Source organism: Rhodococcus opacus B4 (genome assembly GCF_000010805.1).
Classification (GTDB): domain Bacteria; phylum Actinomycetota; class Actinomycetes; order Mycobacteriales; family Mycobacteriaceae; genus Rhodococcus_F; species Rhodococcus_F opacus_C.
Map to the genome: position 1 here is coordinate 3483640 of NC_012522.1, position 18822 is coordinate 3502461.

Consider the following 18822-nt stretch of genomic DNA (forward strand, 5'->3'; position numbering starts at 1 on the left):
CCGCGCTCAGGTGCGTGAGAATGTACCTGTTGACACACTTTCTCACTCACCTGTGGGGGCGTCCGGTACGAATTCGCCTCGGTCCGAATCATGTTGGTCGCATTCATGTACAGGTTTCTCCACAGCTGGGGATGAACGCCGCAATGAAACGGGATCGTGAATACCGTGTGAACACAGGGCGCTTCGCGCCCCGTGCGCCTTTCTGGTTGTCCTAGCTACCAGAAGTGCGCACGGGTGGCGGAGCCGCCTCGAACCGGTCCGGACTGTCGACGACGCCTGCGCTGCAGGCCGTCAGGCGGGGCTCGGCGGGGGTCGTGCGCACACGGACGCGGTCGGTGCCGCCCGGGTGCCGGACCAGGACGTCGGTGTCGCCGTCCGGTCGTGGGCTCGCCGACAACGGGATCACGTCGTCGAGGCCGAGCAGCGAGCGCTCGACCCGGACGGTGTGCTCGGCGAACTGCAGCACCGGGTCGTCGGTGCACCGGCCCCGGTAGTACTCGAGCACGACCCGGCCTCGATCATGCTCGGCGACAATGTGTTCCGCGGACTCCGCGGTGACCCGGCCGTAATAGATGCCGGACGGCAGGCACACCATGGTCGCGGCGAATCGGTCGCCGCCGACGTGCGTCGACTCCCAGACCCGGCCGCCGCGATGGCCGAGACCCGTCACCACCGGACGTCCGAACGACGCGCAGCACGCATCCTTCTTGCCGTGGGTGCAGACGAGGAACAGCGATTCGGCGGCGTCGAGTCGTTGCCCTCGGCCTGGCGACAGGGTCAGGTCCAGGTTCAGCAGGTCCCGGTCCTCGCGCACCAGCAGTCGCTCCGCCCAGCCGTCGGCGCGACCCGGTCGGGCGAGGTAGACGTTCCGTCCGCCGGTGAGGTCGCGGCGCTGCCGGGTGCGGATCAGCACCGGACGCACCCCCGCATCGACACACCGGGCGGCGAGCGCGTCGCCGAGGACCGGGTCGAGGCGGCTCTGCCGGAGCCGGTCGCGGCCCCAGGGTCCGGGTTGCTCGATCAGCAGCCAACCGCGCACCCGGGGCGCGGTGCCGCACAACGGCTCCTGGAGTGACCGTGACAGCGCCGCGCAGGCCGGTGGCGTCCACCCGTCGGGCGACCTCGTCGTCTGCACGCTCACGCAACAGACTGTATAAGGTTAGCTTCACCTATCTTTTGCCCCCTTCGAGATCGAGGTCCAGGATGCGCTCCGCCACGTGCTCCCCGAATGTCACCGACGCCCAATGGCAGCAGATCGTCGACGCCCTGACGCGACGCGAATTCGGCGCCGGACTGGGAGCGGCTGCGCTGGCCGCGCTCACCGCCGCGTGCGCTCGACCCGACGCGGCGACGGGCAGCGACGGGGAGCAGCGCACCGTCACCCACGCCATGGGGACGACGACGGTGAGCACCCGGCCCAGTCGGATCGTCGCGCTCGACAGCCTGCCCATCGACACCGTCGTCACCCTCGGCAAGACACCGATCGGCGCGGCGCAGGCGGGCTCCGCCGACGCGCTGCCCGCATACCTGGGCGGCGGGCTCGACGGCACCACCGTCGTCGGGTCGATCGCCGAACCGAACCTCGAGGCGATCGCCGCGTTGCAGCCCGACCTCATCCTCAGCAGCAAGCAGCGGCACGGCGACCTGTACGACGCGCTGTCCGCGATCGCGCCCACCGTCTTCGCCGTGTCGCCGGCGGTCGACTGGCAGGGAACGGTGCGCCTGTTCGCCGAGGCCATGGGCGAAACGGAGGCAGCCGAGGCCGAGCTGTCGGCGTTCCACGCCCGCGCCGCAGCACTGAGCGACACCACGCGGGGCCGCACCGCACACGTCATCCGCGTCATGGACGACGGTCTGCGCCTGCACGGTCCCGGCACGTTCTCCGGTTCGGTCTTGACCGCGGCCGGCTACACGATCACCGGGCAGCCGTGGGACGCGAAGAACGACATGTCCGAGATCTCGCTCGAGAACGTCGCCACGATCGACTCCGACATCGCGTTCGTCGCCAACACATCCGCACCGGGTGACCTGGGAATCGACCCCGCGCTCGTCGGGCAGATGGGACCGTCCCGACGCGAGGGCGTCCACCAGACCGACTACCGCGTGTGGATCACCGGCATCGGGCTCACCGGCGCAAACCTGATCCTCGACGACCTCGGGCGGCTGTAGGCGCTTCGCGCCCGTGCGCCTTTTTGGTAGCGCCGACGACCAGAAAGGCGCACGGGGGGATAGCCTGCCCGGGTGAGTTCCGACAAGATGCTGACCCGCATCGGTGGGCTCCTCCGGCAGGCGGAATCCACCGACAACCCGCACGAGGGTGAGGCCTTCATGGCCGCCGCCCAGCGGCTCGCGACCGCCTCCTCGATCGACCTCGCGGTGGCGCGGGCCCACGCGGCGGGCCGGGAGAAGCGGGCGACGCCCACGCAGCGGCTGATCACGATCGGTGAACCCGGCAAGAAGGGTCTGCGGACGTACGCGCAGCTGTTCCTGGTGATCGCCGCCGCCAACGACGTCCAGTGCGACATCGCGCAGACGTCGGCCGTCATCTACGCGTACGGGTTCACCGGCGACATCGACGTCTGCGAGGCCCTGTACGCGAGCCTGCTGATCCAGATGGTCCGGGCGTCGGACGCCTACATCAAGTCCGGCGAACACCGCGACGAGACGACGGTGCGGGCGCAGGTCGAGACGCGTGGACGCCGCCGGGTTACGACCCGGGTGCGACGCCCCGTCGCCGGCGTCACCGCCCGGTTGAACTTCCAGCTCGCCTATGCCGCGCGGATCGGGCAACGCCTGGCCGACGCCAAGAAGGAGGCCGAGGAGCAGGCGGTGTCGGTGCCGGAGTCGTCGGCGGAGACGGCACTGGTCCTGCGCGACAAGCAGCTCGAGCTGAAGGACTACTACTCGGAGAACTCGCAGGCCCGCGGCACCTGGCGGGGTGGCCGGGCGTCCGCAGGACATTCGTCGAGCGCACAGCGGGCGGGGGATCGCGCCGCCCGGACCGCCCGGTTGGGCAATTCCCCCGAACTGCCCGGCGCACGCAGGCAGATCCCGTCGTGAAGCGGCCCCGCGACACTCAGCGCGCCGCCGTGTACGACGCGGAAGCGTTGGTGCGCACCATGTTCGACCGCGCCGACGAACGTGGCCTGCGGGCCGTGGACGTCCTGGGTTCGCAGGTCACGCTGCCGGTGGAACGCAAATTCGCGTCGCTCGATTCGGTGCAGGACTACGTAGATCGTGTTCTCGCCCTGAATTGGGTGCGGTCCACGTGGACGCGGGCGGCCACCCCGATCCACGTCCGGGCGAGGTCGGGCAACAAGGCCGCGCACTACGAAAGCGATTGCGCGACAATCGCGGTGCCCGAACACCGAAACGGGAGCGCCTGGGCGTTCCGCGAACTCGTGGTGCTGCACGAGATCGCCCACCACCTCGACCCGTCCGATCCCGACTGCCCGACGGTCGCGCCGCACGGACCGGAATACGTGGACCGCTACCTCACCCTGGTCGGGGAGATCATCGGTCCCGAGGCGGCGTTCGTCCTGCGGACCATGCTCCTCGCGGGTGGGGTGCGGCTGAACTGACGCCCGGGGCGGCGGGACTGAGGACCGTCAGACGTGGGGACGCAGCCTGACGAAACGGATCTCACGGCCCGCCGCCCGGAAGTCGGCAGCGCTGCCGTCGACGTCGAAGCCCATGACTCCGGCAAGCCGGGTCCCGAGTTTCGGATGCTCCGCCCCGTAGTGCGCCATGAACTCCGCGCCGGTGTCGGGATCGAGGAATTCGGCTGTCACGGACAGTCGCCTGCGGCCCACCTGGACTGTCGCGTTCGGCTGCGCCCGCAGGTTCCGGTACCAGTCGGACTTGGGACCGAACCCGGCCGCCAGCACGTACCCGTCGCCGACGGCGTCGTGGTTGACCACCTCGAGCACGACCTGCCGGCGGGCGCCGGTCTTGCGTCCGACGTGTTCGAGGAGCAGGAACCGGCCGCCGAGCAGGAACCCGAGGTGGCAGCGGTAGAGGTAGATCGGCGCGCGGAAGAACGCCCGCCGGAAGCCGGTGGGCGGGTCGGGCCGCCGGGTGACCTTCACGCGCCCAGTCTTCCACGGCAACCGGGTGAACGTACCGTTCGGCGCATCCGAGGCGTCGGGCAGTACATTCGCCCGCTCCGCCGGTCCGTTCGGCGGTTCGTTGTGCGCCCGGCCGTCGCGCGAGCAGTATGGATCGAGAGGGCCCACCGTCTAACTCCGAGGAGCTACGAATGACTCGTCCAGTTCGCATCGGCGTCCAACTTCAGCCGCAACATGCGCCCGAGTACGGGCTGATCCGCGACGCGGTGCTGCGGGCCGAGGACGCCGGCGTCGACATCGTCTTCAACTGGGATCACTTCTACCCCCTGTACGGCGACCCGGCCGGCGCCCACTTCGAATGCTGGACGATGCTCGGGGCGTTCGCCGAGCAGACGGAGCGGGTGGAGATCGGCGCGCTCGTCACGTGCGCCGGATACCGCAACCCGGACCTCCTCGCCGACATGGCCCGCACCGTCGACCACATCAGCGGCGGACGGCTCATCCTGGGCATCGGCGGCGGCTGGTTCGAGCGCGACTACGACGAGTACGGCTACGAATTCGGCACCGCCGGGTCGCGGCTGAACCTGCTCGGCGAGTACCTGCCGCGGATCATCGCGCGGTTCGGGAAGCTGGAACCCGCACCCACCCGGCACATTCCGATCCTCATCGGCGGTGGCGGCGAGAAGAAGACGTTGCCGCTGGTCGGCAAATACGGCGACATCTGGCACAGCTTCAGCGACATGGACACGTACAAACGGAAGTCGGGGCTCCTCGCGGGATACGCACACGACGCCGGACGCAGCCCCGACAGCATCCAGCACTCCACGTCGTGGCCGGGTGCCGACGACGCGGCGGCCCACGTCGACGCCGGCGTCACCCTCTTCACTGTGGGTGTCGGCGGTCCCGACTACGACCTCACGACGTTGAAGGAGGCCATCGCCTGGCGCGACGAGAACACCCCGCCGCCGCTGTCGGGCCTGGCGTAGGCGCTTCGCGCCCGTGCGCCTTTCTGGTTGTTGCAGCTACCAAAAAGGCGCACGGGCGGCGGAGCCGCCTACAGCCGCTCGAGGACCATCGCCATGCCCTGACCGCCTCCGACGCACATGGTTTCGAGGCCGAACTGCTTGTCGTGGGTGGTCAGGTTGTTCAGCAGGGTGGCGGTGATGCGGGCGCCGGTCATGCCGAACGGGTGACCCAATGCGATGGCGCCGCCGGAGACGTTCAGCTTGTCTTCGTCGATGTTCAGCTCCCGCGCCGACCCGATCACCTGCACCGCGAACGCCTCGTTGATCTCGACGAGATCGATGTCGGAGATCCCCAACCCGGCGATAGCGAGGGCTCGCTTGGACGCCTCGATCGGACCCAGACCCATGATCTCCGGCGACAGACCGGACACCCCGGTGGACACGATCCGCGCGAGCGGGGTCAGCCCCAGTTCCTTGGCCTTGGTGTCGGACATGATCACCAGCGCGGCGGCGCCGTCGTTGAGCGGGCACGCGTTGCCGGCGGTGACGGTGCCGTCCGGTCGGAACACCGGCTTCAGCTTGCTGACGGCCTCGTAGGTGGTGCCGGCGCGGGGACCGTCGTCGGTGGAGACCACGGTGCCGTCGGGGAGGGTGACGGGGGTGATCTCGCGGGCGAAGAACCCGTTGTTGATGGCCTCCTCGGCGCGGTTCTGCGAGCGCACCGCCCAGCGGTCCTGCTCCTCGCGGGTGATGCCGGTGATCTGGGCGACGTTCTCGGCGGTCTGGCCCATCGCGATGTAGGTGTCGGGGACCAGGCCCTCCTCGCGGGGGTCGACCCACTGCTGGCCGCCCTGGGCGAGCTTCTCGGTGCGGGTCTGCGCGTCGGCGTAGAGCGGGTTCTGGGTGTCGGGCAGCGAGTCGGAGTTGCCCTTGACGAACCGGGAGACGGTCTCGACGCCGGCGGAGATGAAGACGTCGCCTTCCCCGGCCTTGATGGCGTGCAGCGCCATGCGGGTGGTCTGCAGCGACGAGGAACAGTAGCGGGTGATGGTGGTGCCGGGGATGAAGTCGTAGCCGAGCTGGACGGCGACGTTGCGGCCCATGTTGAAGCCCTGCTCACCGCCGGGCAGACCGCAGCCCAGGATGAGGTCGTTGATGTCGGTCGGGTCGAGTGCGGGCACCTTGTCGAGGGCCGCCTGGACCATCTGCGCGGCGAGGTCGTCGGGGCGCATGCCCACCAGCGACCCCTTCATGGCGCGACCGATCGGGGAACGGGCAAGGGAAACGATGACGGCCTCGGGCATGGGTAACTCCTACCGATTGACGTGGTGGACGGCAGTCGGTGCGGACCTGCAGCCCCTCAGTTCTAAGCATATGCTTATTTTCTAAGCGTTTGCATATATTGTCCGCGGCGATGGCGCGGTGTCAACCCGTACCTCCCGATTTCTCATACGGAAGCGACGGGGTCGACGAAGATGTCGATCGTCAAGGGATCGGCACCGCCGTAGGTCGTGTAGTCGGTGATGCCGGCTTCGGCGAGAACCTCGACGTCCAGAAGGGTGCGGCCGTTGTCGGCGCCGGCGGGACGACGGAGGAGTTCGATCGCCGCGTCGGCCATGATCTCCGGCGACCGCGCGTGTCGCAGGCTCGTGTCGCCGCCGAGCAGGTTGCCCACGGCCGCGGTCGCGATCGTCGTCTGCGGCCACAGGCAGTTGCTGGACATGTGCGCATACTCGGCGGCGATCCCCAGCGCCGCCAGGGTCATCCCGTACTTGGCGAGCATGTATCCGGGGTGGGCTCCCAGCCACTGCGGCGACATGTTCAGCGGTGGGGAGAGGGTCAGCACATGGGGACTGGGCGACTTCTGAAGGTAGGGCAGGCAGGCGCGGGTCAGCGCGAATGTGCCCCGCACATTCACCTGCTGCATGAGATCGAACCGCCGGAGGGTCAGGTCTTCCGTCTTCGAGACGTCGAGCACGCTCGCGTTGTTGACCACGATGTCGATGCCACCGAAGTTGTCGCGGGCGGCGTCGACGGCCCGGGCGATGTCGCCGTCGTTGCGGACGTCACCGACCACGGCCACGGCCCGTCCACCCAGTTCGTTCAGTTCGCCGACGGCGGTATGGATGGTTCCGGGCAGCCGAGGGTCGGGGGTGTCGGTCTTGGCCAGCAGGACGACGTTCGCCCCGCGACTGGCGACGGCGCGCGCGATCGCGAGGCCGATACCACGGCTCCCGCCGGACATCACCACGGTTCGACCCTGGAAGCTGTTGTCTGTCATCGTATTCCTTCGTTTCTCTGGAGAAGCGGAGAACCGCACGCGGTGCCGCCCCTCACGGTAGAAGGGCCCTCCGGGCTTGACCACGTCCCGAAAGCACCAATGATCGGCCGACTGTTGTCCTGTGCGGACAAGAGTCCGCTCGGCCTGTTCCGCTCCTGCGCGAGAAATCCCTGGTAGAAGAGATTTCCGGTGAATCGATGCCGGTGCTGCCGCGAGCCTCTATTGTCCTCACCATGGCTTCACACGACGAGCGCGTCGCGCTTCTGGTCGGACGCATCGCAACGTCACTCAACCAGCGACTGGTGCCACTGACCAGCGACATCACCGAAGTGCTCTATGCCGAGATACCGGATCTGCGCGCCGATCGGCAGTTGTTCGATCTGCTTCGTGCGAGCGTGGAGGGCAACCTCGACACCATCTTCCACACCCTCCAGCACGACATCGACCCGGACATTCTGGACGCGCCGGCCGCCGCCATGGAGTACGCGAGACGGCTTGCCCAGCACGGGGTTCCCGTCAACGCGCTGGTGCGCGCCTACCGGCTGGGGCAGACCAACCTACTCGGCCTCGTCTTCGAGGAACTGCGCGGCGCGGCAGTGTCGGACGAGTTCGGCGTGCCGGTGCTCCAGCGCATCATCACCGTGATGTCGGTGTACATCGACAGGGTCTCCCAGCAGGTCGTCGAGGTCTACGAGCGGGAACGGGAGCGGTGGCTCGCCCACCAGAGCGGCGTCCGGGCCGTTCGCGTGCAGGAGATCCTCGCGGGCAACGACGATCCGGACGCCGCAGCCATTCTCAATTACGTTCTGCTGCAACGCCACCTCGCCGCGATCATCTGGGTTCCGGACACCGATTCGGGCGACATGCTGGCCAGGATCGAGGCTGCCGCACACGACGTCGCCGGCTTCGTCGGGGGTGTGACCGATCCGCTGTTCGTGGCGGCCGACCGTGTCACCGGCTGGGTGTGGGTTCCGCTCGGTGCACGAACACGCGCGCCGCGCAGCTACCGCGAACTGGGCGAATTCCTCACCGGGCGGTATCCGGGACTTGCCATGGCCGTGGGCGAAGTGGCGCACGGGCCGAACGGTTTTCGCCGCTCGCACGGCGGCGCGCAACGCGCCCGTGCGCTCGCCCTCGCCGCAGGCCGGAACGCCCCCGTCGTCACCTCCTACGCCGAACCGGGGGTGTCCACGGTCTCGCTGCTGATCGACGACCTGACCGCGACCCGCGCCTGGGTCCGCACCGTCCTGGGCGGCCTGGCCACCGACAACGACAACGCCGCCCGCCTGCGCGAGACGGTGCAGGTCTATCTGGCGAACAACCTCAGCAACGTCACCGCGGCGAAAGAGCTGGGCCTGCACTACAACTCCGTGAAATACCGGGTCAAGCGTGCAGCCGAGGAACGCGGCGAGGACTTCACCCGCGATCGGCTCGCCGTCGAACTCGCACTCCTCGCGTGTCAGTGGCTGGGCCCGGCGGTCCTGGTGCCCGAGTAGGCGCGGGCCGGCGTCAGAGCACGTCGCCGCCGGTTCGCCGCAGGTAGCGCAGCGCGGACTGGGCGGCGTTGTATCCGCTCATGCCGTGCGCTCCGGCCCCCGGCGGTGTCGACGCGGAGCACAGGTAGGTGCCCGGGACCCCGGTGCTGTAGGGGTCGAGGGCGATTCGCGGTCGCAGCACAACCTGGGTTTCGGTGTTGGCGCCGCCGATGATGTCGCCGCCGACGTAGTTGGGGTTCGACGCCGCCAACCGGACCGGGCCGCTGCTCACCGTGGCGACGACGCGTTCACGGAAGCCGGGGGCGAACCGCTCGATCTGGGCGACCACCGCCTCGGTGGCGTCGCCCGAATAGCCGTGCGGAACGTGCGCGTACGCGTACAGGGGATGCAGGTTGCCCTTGGACCGCCCGGGGTCGGCGAGGTACTGCTGACCGACGAGGACGAACGGACGTGACGGCATCCGGCCCGTCGCGACATCTCGTTCGGCGTCGGCGATTTCCGCGAAAGTGCCTCCGAGATGGACGGTTCCGGCGCGACCGCAGTCGGGATTCGTCCACGGCACGCCGCCGTCGACGGCGAAGTCGACCTTGAACGCGGCGGGCCCGTGCCGGTAGCGGCGGTAGGCCTTGGCGACCCTCTCTGGGACACGCTCACCGAGGATCTGCAGTGCGGCGGACGGGGCGACGTCGAGCAAGACGATATCCGCGGGCGGGAGGTCGCGACTGCTGCGGACCCGGGTGCCGGTGGTGATCTTGCCGCCCCAGTCGGTGAGCATCGCGGCGAGCGCGGCGGTGATGGACTGCGACCCGCCCTCGGCGACCGGCCAGCCGTAGCGGTGGCCGGCGGCGACGATCATCAACCCGACCGCGGACGTCGCCGGCCGATCCAGCCGGTAGTACGCGTGGGCGGCGGCCCCGCCGAACAGCGCCCGCCCCTTCTCGGTGCGCCACCAGCGGGCCGTGGCGGTCGCCGGTAGCAGCGCCCGCGGCCCGAAACTCGCGAGCTTCACGGGATGCCGGGGGATGTTCGCGATCGGGCGCATCAGGTCGGCGGCGAGGTCGTCGAAGCCGTCGGCGAGACCACCGAACATTCGCTGCCAGCGCTGCCCGTCCTCACCGAGGCCGGCGGCGGTCGCGTCGACGGAGCGATGCAGCAGGCCGGCGTCGCCACCGTCGAGGGGGTGCGCGCAGTCGATCTCCGGCCATTTCCAGGTGAGGCCGAAGCGTTCGAGGTCGAGGGTCCGCAGATACGGAGATCCGGCGCCCATCGGGTGGAAGGCGGAGCATTCGTCGTGCAGGAGTCCGGGGACGGTGAGTTCGCCGGAGCGGGTACCGCCGCCGATGGCGTCGGCGGCCTCCAGGACCTGCACCTCGACCCCGTGCCGGGCGAGGTGGACCGCGGCAGCGAGCCCGTTGGGCCCGCTGCCGACCACGACTGCGGTCGTCACGGCCGCACCGCCTGCGTCGACTCCGTCATCACGCTCTCCTCGGTTTCTCCCTCCAGTGTCCACTGCACATCGAACGGGATGGGGCCGTTCGGCAACCACGGCTGCTCCGCGACGGCGTCGGCGACCTTGTAGGTGCCGCGTTCGATCACGCCGAGGGCGGCGTCGATCATCTTGTACTCCTGGACGCCCTTGTGGATGGGCTGCGATTCGATCCAGGCGACCACGAACTCGCCGGGTGCGAAGTTGCACCGCCGCTGGAGCGCGGCGATGAGGAACTCGTTGTGCAGGTGTCCGTCGCCGAAGTTGAACGCCACCAGTGAGTTACAGCTGAACTCGGCCTCACGCAGGGTGTAGGTGTCGATGTCGTCGCCGAGATGCCGGCTCATCAGCGAGAGCAGGGCGCGGCCCTGGCTGTGCATCGACCGCCAGCCCAGCAGCTGGTGCATCACGACGTCGGCCACCTCGGGCGGGTACGTCGCCAGCAGCTGCGTGCGGGTGTTCTGGCTCGGTCGCTTGACGAACCGGTCGAGCTTGTCCTCGGCACCCGGCGCGAAGGCCCAGGTCGCCGACGCCCAGTTGCCCGCGTACTGGCGCATCGAGGGGAGGAACGACACGAGGTCGGGGCGGAGGTTGCCCAGGATCGGGAAGAACACCAGCGCCGCGACGATCGCGGCGAGCAGCAGCGGCGACGAGAAGTCCGACAGTCCGAAGCCGGCGGCGTTCGGGAAGCCGAGGAACAGGAACACGGACGCGTAAGCGAACAGCAGGTTCCACTCCAGCGGCACCGCGAGCGGGAACGTCGACAGGATGAACACGTGGAACGCGACCATCAGCGCGACAGCGAGCAGGGTGACGGTGCCATTCGTGCTGAACAGCAACACCAGTGGCGTCACCACCTCGACGACGGTGCCGAGGACGTGGGCGACTCCGCCCGCGACGATCGACGGCCGGAGGTCGTTCGGGAAGTTGCGGTAGTGGGCGCGCTTGATCGACTTGACCGGCAGCCAGGGGGTGTTCGACAGCATCGGGGGCACGACCATCGAAAAGTGGTGTCCCAGTTTGGAGATGCCAGCGCCGACCCACACCGACACGATGAGCAGTTTCAGGGCGATGATCATGTCGACGAACGGGAGAACACCGAAGAAGACGACGGCGGGGAAGTACTGCTCACCGCGGGCGGCGATGAAGATGACCTTGTCGCGCAGGCCGATCACGACCAGCAGGGCGATCAGCGGCAGCAGAAGCGTGGGATTCACCAGACCGTGATTGCCGGGCAGCACCGCGTCGATGGACGGAGTGTGCACGCCGGGAAGCCCGAGTGCCAGGGCGGTGTTGACGAGGATGGCCAGGTAGACGAGCACGTCGAAGACGGTGCGGGTGTCACCGGAAGTCAGCGGCACCTTCCCCGGCCACGGTGGCAGCCGGATGGTGCCGGGCCGCACCCAGAACAGTGCGCCGCCCATCATCGGCTTGAAGTGTCCGGCGAGCGGCCCCCAGGAACCACCCAGCCCGATCGCCTCGATCAGCAACGTCCACAGGACCAGCTTCTGGTACACGATCGGGGCACTCCACCATGCGCCGACATCGAGAACGTGATACCCGGAGGTGAACGTCGCGATGGACAGTCCCGCACCGAGGTAGAGGACCAGCAGTTTCAGGATGTAGATGGTGTGCACCATCTTCGGGGTTCCGAAGCCGTAGTCGACCCAGTGCGTCGACATGGCGCGAATGCGGTCGAAGAACGGGCGGTCGAGGAAGGTGGCGGGGTCGACGTCGGGAAAGTTCCCGGTCTTGAATCCCATGGGAGGCTCCTGGGGTAGGGGTCATCGCCTCGGGTGAGTCCCGAGGTCCGAGGTCGTGCTGGGTCAGACGGTGGTCCGGTGGCGGCCGCGCAGTCCGGGCTTGTCGATCTTGCCGACAGGGTTGCGCGGCAACGCGTCGACGACGTGAATGGCCACGGGCAGTTTTACTTTCGTGAGCCGGCCGCGGAGGTGCTCGGCGAGGTGGTCGTCGGTGACGGGACTGTCGGGGTAGGTGACGACGTAGGCGACGGGCACCTCGCCGTATACCTCGTGCGGTGCGCCGATCACGGCCGCCTCGAGCACGCCGTCGTGCGTGGCGAGGGCGTTCTCGATCTCCTTGGGGTAGATGTTCTCGCCGCCGCGGATGATCATGTCCTTGATCCGGTCGACGAGGGTCAGGTAGCCGTCTTCGTCGAGGCGGCCGACGTCGCCGGTGTGCAGCCAGCCGTCGACGATCGTGCGCCCGGTCTCCTCGGCGCGTCCGCGGTAGCCGCGCATGACGTTCGGGCCCGCGACGAGCACCTCTCCCGTGGCGCCGACGGGCAGATGCTCGCCGTCGGGTCCGGCGATCGCGATCCGCTGTCCGGGCAGCGCCGGTCCCACGGTGCCGAGTTTGCGGACCCCGCCGGGCGGGTTGCACGCCGACGCGCACGTGCCCTCGGTGAGCCCGTACCCCTCGACGATGACGAGGCCGAACCGCTGCTCGGCGCGGTCCAGGAGTTCCTTGGAGATCGGTGCCGCACCGCAGATCGCGAACCGCAGCGAGGAGGTGTCGCCGACGGTGTCCTGGGAGGCCAGGAGGGCGTAGATGGTCGGGACCGCGGAGAAGTACGTGGGCCGCAGCCGGGCGACGTCGTCGAAGAACCGGGCCGGCGAGAAGCGCCCGGTGACGCTCAGCTGTCCCCCGGCCAGCATCGGCGCGAGGAAGCTGACGCAGATCGCGTTGACGTGGAACAGCGGCAGGATGAGCAGGCAGTGGTCGTCGGCGGTCAGCGAGAAGTGCTGAACCATAGACGAACTCATGAACTGCAAGTTGTCGTGGGTGAGCATGACGCCCTTGGGGCGTCCCGTCGAACCCGACGTGTAGATGAGCAGGGCGACGTCGTCGCCGGATGCGCCGATGTCGGGAACCCAGCCCGGCCGCGGGGTGGTGGCCATGTCCGCGACGGAGATGGTCGGGCGGCCGCCGGACGGGAGGTCGGGGCCCTCGTTGACGACGAGGGCGGCGCCGGCGTCGTCGAACTGGTACTCCGCCTCCACGGCGGTGAACGTGGGGTTGACCGGAGTCGCTGTCGCGCCGATCCGCCACGCGGCCATCAGGGCGACGAGAAGTTCGGCCCGGTTGGGCAGCATCACCGCGACGACGTCCCCGCTCCCGACGTCGCCAGCGGACAGTTGCGCCGCGAACGCGTCCACCCGGTCGGCGAACTGCCGGTAGGTGAGGTCGAGGTGGTCGTCGCGCAGGCACGGTGCGTCACCCTGAGCTGTCGCGAGGTTCCAGGCGAAATAGCCGATGTCCGACACTGTTTCGATCCCCTTCGGTGGTGGTGTGATCCACGACACTATGCAGGGGATGCGCGGTGCGGAATATTCCGCGGGGCTCGAGTTCGCGCGGCGATTTGTCCGCGGGAGACAAGGCGGCTCCGCCGCCCGTGCGCCTTTCTGGTTGTTCCAGCTACCAAAAAGGCGCACAGGCGCTACGCGCGACTCAGGATCGCCCGCAGGTCGGCGGCCGGCGACAGGGTGCCGTATTCGTGGGTGCGGTCGGGGCCGAGGCGGGCGTCGACGAACGTGTCGGCGACGGCGGCGGGCGAGAACCGGATGAGCAGCGACGCCTGCAGCGCGAGGGCCATGGATTCGACGACGGTGCGGGCGCGCAGCTGGGCGGACGCCGGGTCGAGCGTCGCGAGGTCGCCGAGCTGACGGCGGACCCGGTCGAGGTGCGCGTCCAGCACGGTGTTGCTGCCGCGGGCCAGGTTCACCTCGGCGTCGAAGGCGGCAACGCTGTCGGGTTCGCGGGTCATCGCGCGCAGGACGTCGAGGGCGATGACGTTCCCCGACCCCTCCCACACGGCCATGACGGGCTGTTCACGGTAGCGGCGGGCGAGCGGGAAGTCCTCGGTGTAGCCGTTGCCGCCCAGGCATTCCAGCGCCTCGTAGGCGTGGTGCGGGCCGCGCTTGCAGATCCAGTACTTCGCGACGGCGGTCGCGAGCCGGCGGAAGCTGCGTTCCTGCTCGCTCGCGTCCTCGTCGTGGGCGCGGGCGAGTCGCAGGGCGGTGACGGTGGCCGCCTCGGACTCCAGCGCCAGGTCGGCGAGCACCGACGTCATGGCGGGCTGGTCGGCCAGGACGGCGCCGAACGCCGAGCGGTGCCGGGCGTGCCACACCGCCTCCGCCACGGACTGCCGCATCCCCGCGGCGCTGCCGAGCACGCAGTCGAGGCGGGTGCGCGCGACCATCTCGATGATGGTGCGGACCCCGCGACCGGGTTCGCCGACCATGACGCCGACGGTGCCGTCGAGTTCGATCTCGGACGACGCGTTGGACTTGTTGCCCAGCTTGTTCTTCAGCCGCTGGATCCGGAAGACGTTGCGGGTGCCGTCCGGGAGGATGCGCGGCAGCAGGAAACACGAGAGGCCCTCGCCGCCTGCACCTTCCGCCTGCGCAAGCACGAGGAACGCGTCGGACATCGGCGCGGAGCAGAACCATTTGTGTCCGGTGAGCAGGTAGTCGCCGCCGGGACCGCCGCGCCCGGCGGGCTTCGCGACGGTGGTGTTGGCCCGGACGTCCGAGCCGCCCTGCTTCTCCGTCATCGACATGCCGAAGATCGCGGACGCCTTGCCCGGTGCGTCGAGTTCCGGTATGTAGCTGCGGGACAGGGCGCGCGGCTTCCAGATCGCGGCGACGTCGGGTTGCAGGTCGAGGGAGGGGATGACGGCGTTGGTCATCGAGATCGGGCAGGAGTGGCCGGGTTCGATCTGGGCGAACAGCATGAAGGCCGCGGCGCGTGCGACGTTCGCGCCGGGTTTCGGGTCGGCCCACGCCGAGGTGTGCGCCCCGTGCGCGACGGCGGCGGAGATGATCCGGTGGTAGGACGGGTGGTATTCGACCTCGTCGATACGGTTTCCCCAGCGGTCGAACGTCTTCAGCTCGGGGATCACGGTGTTGGCGAGTTCGGCGTCGTGCTGGAACTGCGCGCTGCCGACGAGTGCGCCGACGTCGGTGAGTTCCTGAGTGGCCCAGGCGGCGTCGTGGCGGCGCACCGCGTCGGACAGCACCGTGTCGAGCGTGAACTCGTTGACATCGGTGCGGGGCACCGACTGGTTGAGCACGGTGTGCGTCCGGTGGGGTGCGGGATGGGTGATGCGGTTGTCGGAGACGGAAGTCATGGTGGTGCCCTTCCCCAGGTGAGTGGCAAAGCGTGCCGGAGCACACCGCGCCACTCACGTGGTCAGTCGATGGAGGTGTTGAGGACGGTGTCGGGGATCTGCAGGTTCGCGAAGATGACGGCGACAGCCTCCTCGAGCGAGTAGCCGAAGCTCTCGCCGGTGGCGGTCTTCTGGATCACCAGGCCGAAGATCGCCGACCAGAACGCCTTCGCCTCCACGTCGATCCCGGCGCGCAATTGCCACCCGGTGCGCATCAGCGTGCGGATCAGCGCGTCCTCGCCCGAGGAGTGCAGGGTCCGAAGAGTGTCGGTGATCAGGTCGCGGAGTTCGCCGCGGCGGCCCGTCATGAGCATCGCTTCCACGAACAGTTCGACGCTGGGCGCGCCCGGCCCGAGCAGGGACCCGACGAGTTTCTCCGTGTAGTCGCCGACGGTCTCCGCGCCGGCGGCGTCGTCCTCCGCCCGCTTGCCGGCGCGCAGCACCGCAGCGCAGGCGACCTCGACGAAGAGCCGCTCCTTGGACCCGTAGTAGTAGGTCACCTGGTTGGGGTGCGCCCCGGCGGCGGCACAGATCTGCGTGATCGCGACGCCCTCGCCGTGCTCGAGGAAGAGTTGGGTGGCGGCGGTGAACAGGGCGTCGCGGGTCTGACGGCCGGACTCCCGAGTTGCGCGCGCGGCTCGGCCCGTCTGCGGCACCATCGCTACACCTCCAAGTTGTTTGTACGACAAACAATAACTTTTCTTTGTTTGTATGACAAACAACGAGAGTGACGGGCGTCGCCCGGACGTCCTCCGAGCCCGGAAAACCCGCCTGCCAGGGTTACGCTGCTCACCATGTTTTCTTCCGTCGGAGCGAAGATCCGCGTGGTGGTGGCGTTACTGCTCACCGCCCTGCTGGCGTTGACCCTGTCGTCCTGCTCGAGCGGCGACGACACCTCCGGAGCGGCTCCGCAGGATCTGTGTTCCCCGCCGGGAGTGGGCGCGGCCACCGCCGCCCCGACCAACCTCGCCGCCTCGGGCGCCGCGGCCGAGGACCGCTACACGACGCCGACGACCACCCCGCTCGACCAGATCGACACGTCGAAGCTGAACCTCATCACCCCCGGTGTGCTCACCGTCGGCACCCTGTCCGACGCGCCGCCGAGCATCTGCGTGAACTCCGACAACCAGTTCACCGGCTACGACAACGAACTGCTGCGGGCCGTCGCCGACAAGCTGGGCCTGCGCGTCGACTTCGTCGGCACCGAATTCGCCGGGCTCCTCGCCCAGGTGGCCGGGCGCCGATTCGACGTCGGATCCTCGTCCATCACCACGACCGACGAGCGCCGCAACACCGTCGGCTTCACCAACGGCTACGACTTCGGCTACTTCTCACTCGTCGTTCCCAACGGCGGACCGATCCAGAGCTTCGACGACCTGAACGCGTCGACCCGCATCGGCGTCGTCCAGGGCACCGTCCAGGACGACTACGTCGTGAACACCCTGAAGCTGAACCCGGTGAAGTTCCCCGACTACGCGACCGCGTACGCCAACCTCAAGACCGGGCAGATCGACGCCTGGGTGGCGCCGTCGCAGCAGGCCGAGGGCGCCATCGCGCCGGGCGATCCCACGTCGATCGTCGAGAACACGTTCAGCGTCAACAACTATGTGGGCTGGGCCGTCAACAAGGAGAACCAGCCGCTCGTCGACGCGCTGAACTCCGGGCTCGACGCCGTCATCGCCGACGGCACCTGGGCCCAGCTGTACTCCGACTGGGTGCCCCGCGAACTACCCGAGGGCTGGAAGCCGGGCAGCAAGGCGGCACCGGCGCCCGACCTGCCGGACTTCGCGGCGCTCGCAGCCCAGAACGCGGGCAGCACGACCGAAACCCCGGTCGCCGAACCCAAGTCGACGCTCCAGCAGCTGAAGGACACGTTCTTCGACTGGGACCTCTACGCCCGCGCGTTCCCCGACCTGCTCAAGACCGGTCTGCCGAACACGCTGATCCTGGCGTTGGCGTCGGGCATCGTCGGCACCGTCCTCGGCATGCTGCTCGCGATGGCCGGCATCTCCCGCACCCGCTGGCTGCGCTGGCCCGCCCGCGTGTACACGGACGTGTTCCGCGGTCTGCCCGCCGTGGTCATCATCCTCATCGTCGGGCTCGGCGTCGGCCCCGTGGTCAAGGGCCTCACCGGCAACAACCCGTACTGGCTCGGCGCCGCCGCGCTGTCGCTGCTCGCGTCCGCGTACATCGGTGAGATCTTCCGGTCCGGCATCCAGAGCGTCGAACCCGGGCAGCTCGAGGCGTCCCGGGCGCTCGGCTTCAGCTACCGGAAGTCGATGACGCTCGTCGTCGTGCCGCAGGGTGTGCGACGGGTGCTGCCCGCGCTGATGAACCAGTTCATCTCCCTGATCAAGGACTCGTCGCTGATCTACTTCCTCGGCCTGCTCGTCACCCAGCGGGAATTGTTCGCCGTCGGCCGCGACCTCAACGCGCAGACCGGGAACCTGTCACCGCTCGTCGCCGCCGGCCTGTTCTACCTGGCGCTCACCATCCCGCTGACGCACCTCGTCAACTACATCGACAACCGTCTGCGCACCGGCCGCGCCGACACGTCCGGCACGCTCGACCCGGTGGAACAGTCCATCGTCGTGGAAAGGGGATAGGGCGATGGCCGTCTCTCTCACTGGAACCAACCTGCACCTCGCGTTCGGCACCAACCAGGTGCTGCGCGGCGTCGACCTCCACGTCGACGCCGGCGACACCGTCACCGTGATCGGACCGTCCGGCTCCGGCAAGTCCACCCTGCTGCGCGTCCTCAACCGGCTGCACGAACCCGACCAGGGCGACGTCCTCCTCGACGGCAAATCGGTGCTGAAGGACAACCCCGACAAGCTGCGGCAGCGCATCGGCATGGTGTTCCAGCACTTCAACCTGTTCCCGCACAGGACCGTCGTCGACAACATCGCGCTCGGGCCCCGCAAGCTCAAGGGCCTGTCGAAGGACGAGGCGCGGTCGCTGGCGCTCGAGCAGCTCGAACTCGTCGGGCTCGCCAACAAGGCCGACTCCCGGCCCGGCAACCTGTCGGGCGGGCAGCAGCAGCGCGTCGCGATCGCCCGCGCGCTGGCGATGAAGCCCGAGGTGATGTTCTTCGACGAGGCCACGTCCGCACTCGACCCCGAACTGGTGAAGGGCGTCCTCGCCCTGATGGCCGACCTCGCCAAGGGCGGAATGACGATGGTCGTCGTCACCCACGAGATGGGCTTCGCCCGCGAAGTGTCCGACACCGTGCTGTTCATGGACCACGGTGCCGTGGTCGAGACCGGTAAACCGGACCAGCTGTTCGACAAGCCCGAAACCGAACGGCTGCAGCAGTTCCTGTCGCAGGTGCTGTAG

General features: G+C 68.8%; 16 protein-coding genes. 7 read left to right on the forward strand and 9 right to left on the reverse strand.

Annotation, left to right across the window (positions count from 1 at the left end; translation table 11 throughout):
- Window positions 1-211: 211 nt before the first annotated feature.
- On the reverse strand, window positions 212-1141 hold the full coding sequence (locus tag ROP_RS16025) for a sucrase ferredoxin (protein ID WP_012690446.1): 930 nt from the start codon (window positions 1139-1141) through the stop codon (window positions 212-214).
- A 62-nt stretch (window positions 1142-1203) separates the two neighbouring features.
- Between ROP_RS16025 and ROP_RS16030 the strand changes: the two genes are divergently transcribed.
- The 3 genes from ROP_RS16030 (at window position 1204) to ROP_RS16040 (ending at window position 3581) form a co-directional block, all read left to right on the forward strand.
- Window positions 1204-2169, forward strand: a complete 966-nt coding sequence (locus ROP_RS16030) for an ABC transporter substrate-binding protein (protein WP_012690447.1) — start codon at window positions 1204-1206, stop codon at window positions 2167-2169.
- Between the two features lie 72 nt (window positions 2170-2241).
- Window positions 2242-3060 carry a DUF2786 domain-containing protein gene (locus ROP_RS16035; protein WP_012690448.1) on the forward strand — a complete coding sequence of 273 codons (819 nt, stop codon included), beginning with the start codon at window positions 2242-2244 and terminating at the stop codon, window positions 3058-3060.
- Window positions 3057-3581 (forward strand): TIGR04338 family metallohydrolase, encoded by a 525-nt coding sequence (locus tag ROP_RS16040; RefSeq protein WP_012690449.1) that lies wholly within the window; start codon window positions 3057-3059, stop codon window positions 3579-3581. Before ROP_RS16035 ends, ROP_RS16040 begins: the two co-directional genes overlap by 4 nt.
- Window positions 3582-3608: 27 nt before the next feature.
- Here ROP_RS16040 and ROP_RS16045 read toward each other — a convergent pair whose 3' ends face one another.
- Window positions 3609-4088, reverse strand: a complete 480-nt coding sequence (locus tag ROP_RS16045) for a nitroreductase family deazaflavin-dependent oxidoreductase (protein ID WP_012690450.1) — start codon at window positions 4086-4088, stop codon at window positions 3609-3611.
- A 170-nt stretch (window positions 4089-4258) separates the two neighbouring features.
- Here ROP_RS16045 and ROP_RS16050 point away from each other — a divergent pair, with 170 nt between their 5' ends.
- Window positions 4259-5053: an LLM class F420-dependent oxidoreductase gene (locus ROP_RS16050; protein WP_012690451.1), complete on the forward strand. Its 795-nt coding sequence runs from the start codon at window positions 4259-4261 to the stop codon at window positions 5051-5053.
- A gap of 68 nt (window positions 5054-5121) precedes the next feature.
- On the opposite strand, the gene ROP_RS16055 is transcribed toward ROP_RS16050, so the two are convergent.
- Window positions 5122-6336 carry an acetyl-CoA C-acetyltransferase gene (locus ROP_RS16055; RefSeq protein WP_012690452.1) on the reverse strand — a complete coding sequence of 405 codons (1215 nt, stop codon included), beginning with the start codon at window positions 6334-6336 and terminating at the stop codon, window positions 5122-5124.
- 143 nt (window positions 6337-6479) lie between these two features.
- Window positions 6480-7313 carry an SDR family oxidoreductase gene (locus ROP_RS16060; protein WP_012690453.1) on the reverse strand — a complete coding sequence of 278 codons (834 nt, stop codon included), beginning with the start codon at window positions 7311-7313 and terminating at the stop codon, window positions 6480-6482.
- A 233-nt stretch (window positions 7314-7546) separates the two neighbouring features.
- On the opposite strand from ROP_RS16060, the gene ROP_RS16065 reads away from it, so the two are divergent.
- Window positions 7547-8809 (forward strand): PucR family transcriptional regulator, encoded by a 1263-nt coding sequence (locus tag ROP_RS16065; RefSeq protein WP_012690454.1) that lies wholly within the window; start codon window positions 7547-7549, stop codon window positions 8807-8809.
- 13 nt (window positions 8810-8822) lie between these two features.
- Here ROP_RS16065 and ROP_RS16070 read toward each other — a convergent pair whose 3' ends face one another.
- From ROP_RS16070 to ROP_RS16090, 5 genes are all read right to left on the reverse strand, one after another.
- Window positions 8823-10256 carry a phytoene desaturase family protein gene (locus ROP_RS16070; protein WP_012690455.1) on the reverse strand — a complete coding sequence of 478 codons (1434 nt, stop codon included), beginning with the start codon at window positions 10254-10256 and terminating at the stop codon, window positions 8823-8825.
- Window positions 10253-12058 carry a DUF3556 domain-containing protein gene (locus tag ROP_RS16075; protein WP_012690456.1) on the reverse strand — a complete coding sequence of 602 codons (1806 nt, stop codon included), beginning with the start codon at window positions 12056-12058 and terminating at the stop codon, window positions 10253-10255. Before ROP_RS16075 ends, ROP_RS16070 begins: the two co-directional genes overlap by 4 nt.
- Before the next feature lie 63 nt (window positions 12059-12121).
- The gene (locus tag ROP_RS16080) at window positions 12122-13582 is read right to left on the reverse strand and encodes a class I adenylate-forming enzyme family protein (RefSeq protein WP_012690457.1); all 1461 of its coding nucleotides are present in this window, start codon (window positions 13580-13582) and stop codon (window positions 12122-12124) included.
- A 173-nt stretch (window positions 13583-13755) separates the two neighbouring features.
- Entirely contained in the window at window positions 13756-15447 is a 1692-nt protein-coding gene (locus ROP_RS16085; RefSeq protein ID WP_012690458.1) for an acyl-CoA dehydrogenase family protein, read from the reverse strand.
- 62 nt (window positions 15448-15509) lie between these two features.
- Entirely contained in the window at window positions 15510-16145 is a 636-nt protein-coding gene (locus ROP_RS16090; RefSeq protein ID WP_012690459.1) for a TetR/AcrR family transcriptional regulator C-terminal domain-containing protein, read from the reverse strand.
- A gap of 135 nt (window positions 16146-16280) precedes the next feature.
- On the opposite strand from ROP_RS16090, the gene ROP_RS16095 reads away from it, so the two are divergent.
- A complete protein-coding gene (locus tag ROP_RS16095) occupies window positions 16281-18092 on the forward strand; it encodes an ABC transporter substrate-binding protein/permease (protein ID WP_012690460.1) in 1812 nt (603 codons plus the stop codon).
- 4 nt (window positions 18093-18096) lie between these two features.
- Window positions 18097-18822: an amino acid ABC transporter ATP-binding protein gene (locus ROP_RS16100; protein WP_012690461.1), complete on the forward strand. Its 726-nt coding sequence runs from the start codon at window positions 18097-18099 to the stop codon at window positions 18820-18822.

Excerpts from the sequence above, each read along its gene's own strand:
- ROP_RS16030 (WP_012690447.1), top strand. The coding sequence starts at position 1,204 with ATGCGCTCCGCCACGTGCTCCCCGAATGTCACCGACGCCCAATGGCAG.
- ROP_RS16050 (WP_012690451.1), top strand. The coding sequence starts at position 4,259 with ATGACTCGTCCAGTTCGCATCGGCGTCCAACTTCAGCCGCAACATGCG.
- ROP_RS16055 (WP_012690452.1), bottom strand. The coding sequence starts at position 6,336 with ATGCCCGAGGCCGTCATCGTTTCCCTTGCCCGTTCCCCGATCGGTCGC.
- ROP_RS16060 (WP_012690453.1), bottom strand. The coding sequence starts at position 7,313 with ATGACAGACAACAGCTTCCAGGGTCGAACCGTGGTGATGTCCGGCGGG.
- ROP_RS16065 (WP_012690454.1), top strand. The coding sequence starts at position 7,547 with ATGGCTTCACACGACGAGCGCGTCGCGCTTCTGGTCGGACGCATCGCA.
- ROP_RS16075 (WP_012690456.1), bottom strand. The coding sequence starts at position 12,058 with ATGGGATTCAAGACCGGGAACTTTCCCGACGTCGACCCCGCCACCTTC.
- ROP_RS16085 (WP_012690458.1), bottom strand. The coding sequence starts at position 15,447 with ATGACTTCCGTCTCCGACAACCGCATCACCCATCCCGCACCCCACCGG.
- ROP_RS16090 (WP_012690459.1), bottom strand. The coding sequence starts at position 16,145 with ATGGTGCCGCAGACGGGCCGAGCCGCGCGCGCAACTCGGGAGTCCGGC.
- ROP_RS16095 (WP_012690460.1), top strand. The coding sequence starts at position 16,281 with ATGTTTTCTTCCGTCGGAGCGAAGATCCGCGTGGTGGTGGCGTTACTG.
- ROP_RS16100 (WP_012690461.1), top strand. The coding sequence starts at position 18,097 with ATGGCCGTCTCTCTCACTGGAACCAACCTGCACCTCGCGTTCGGCACC.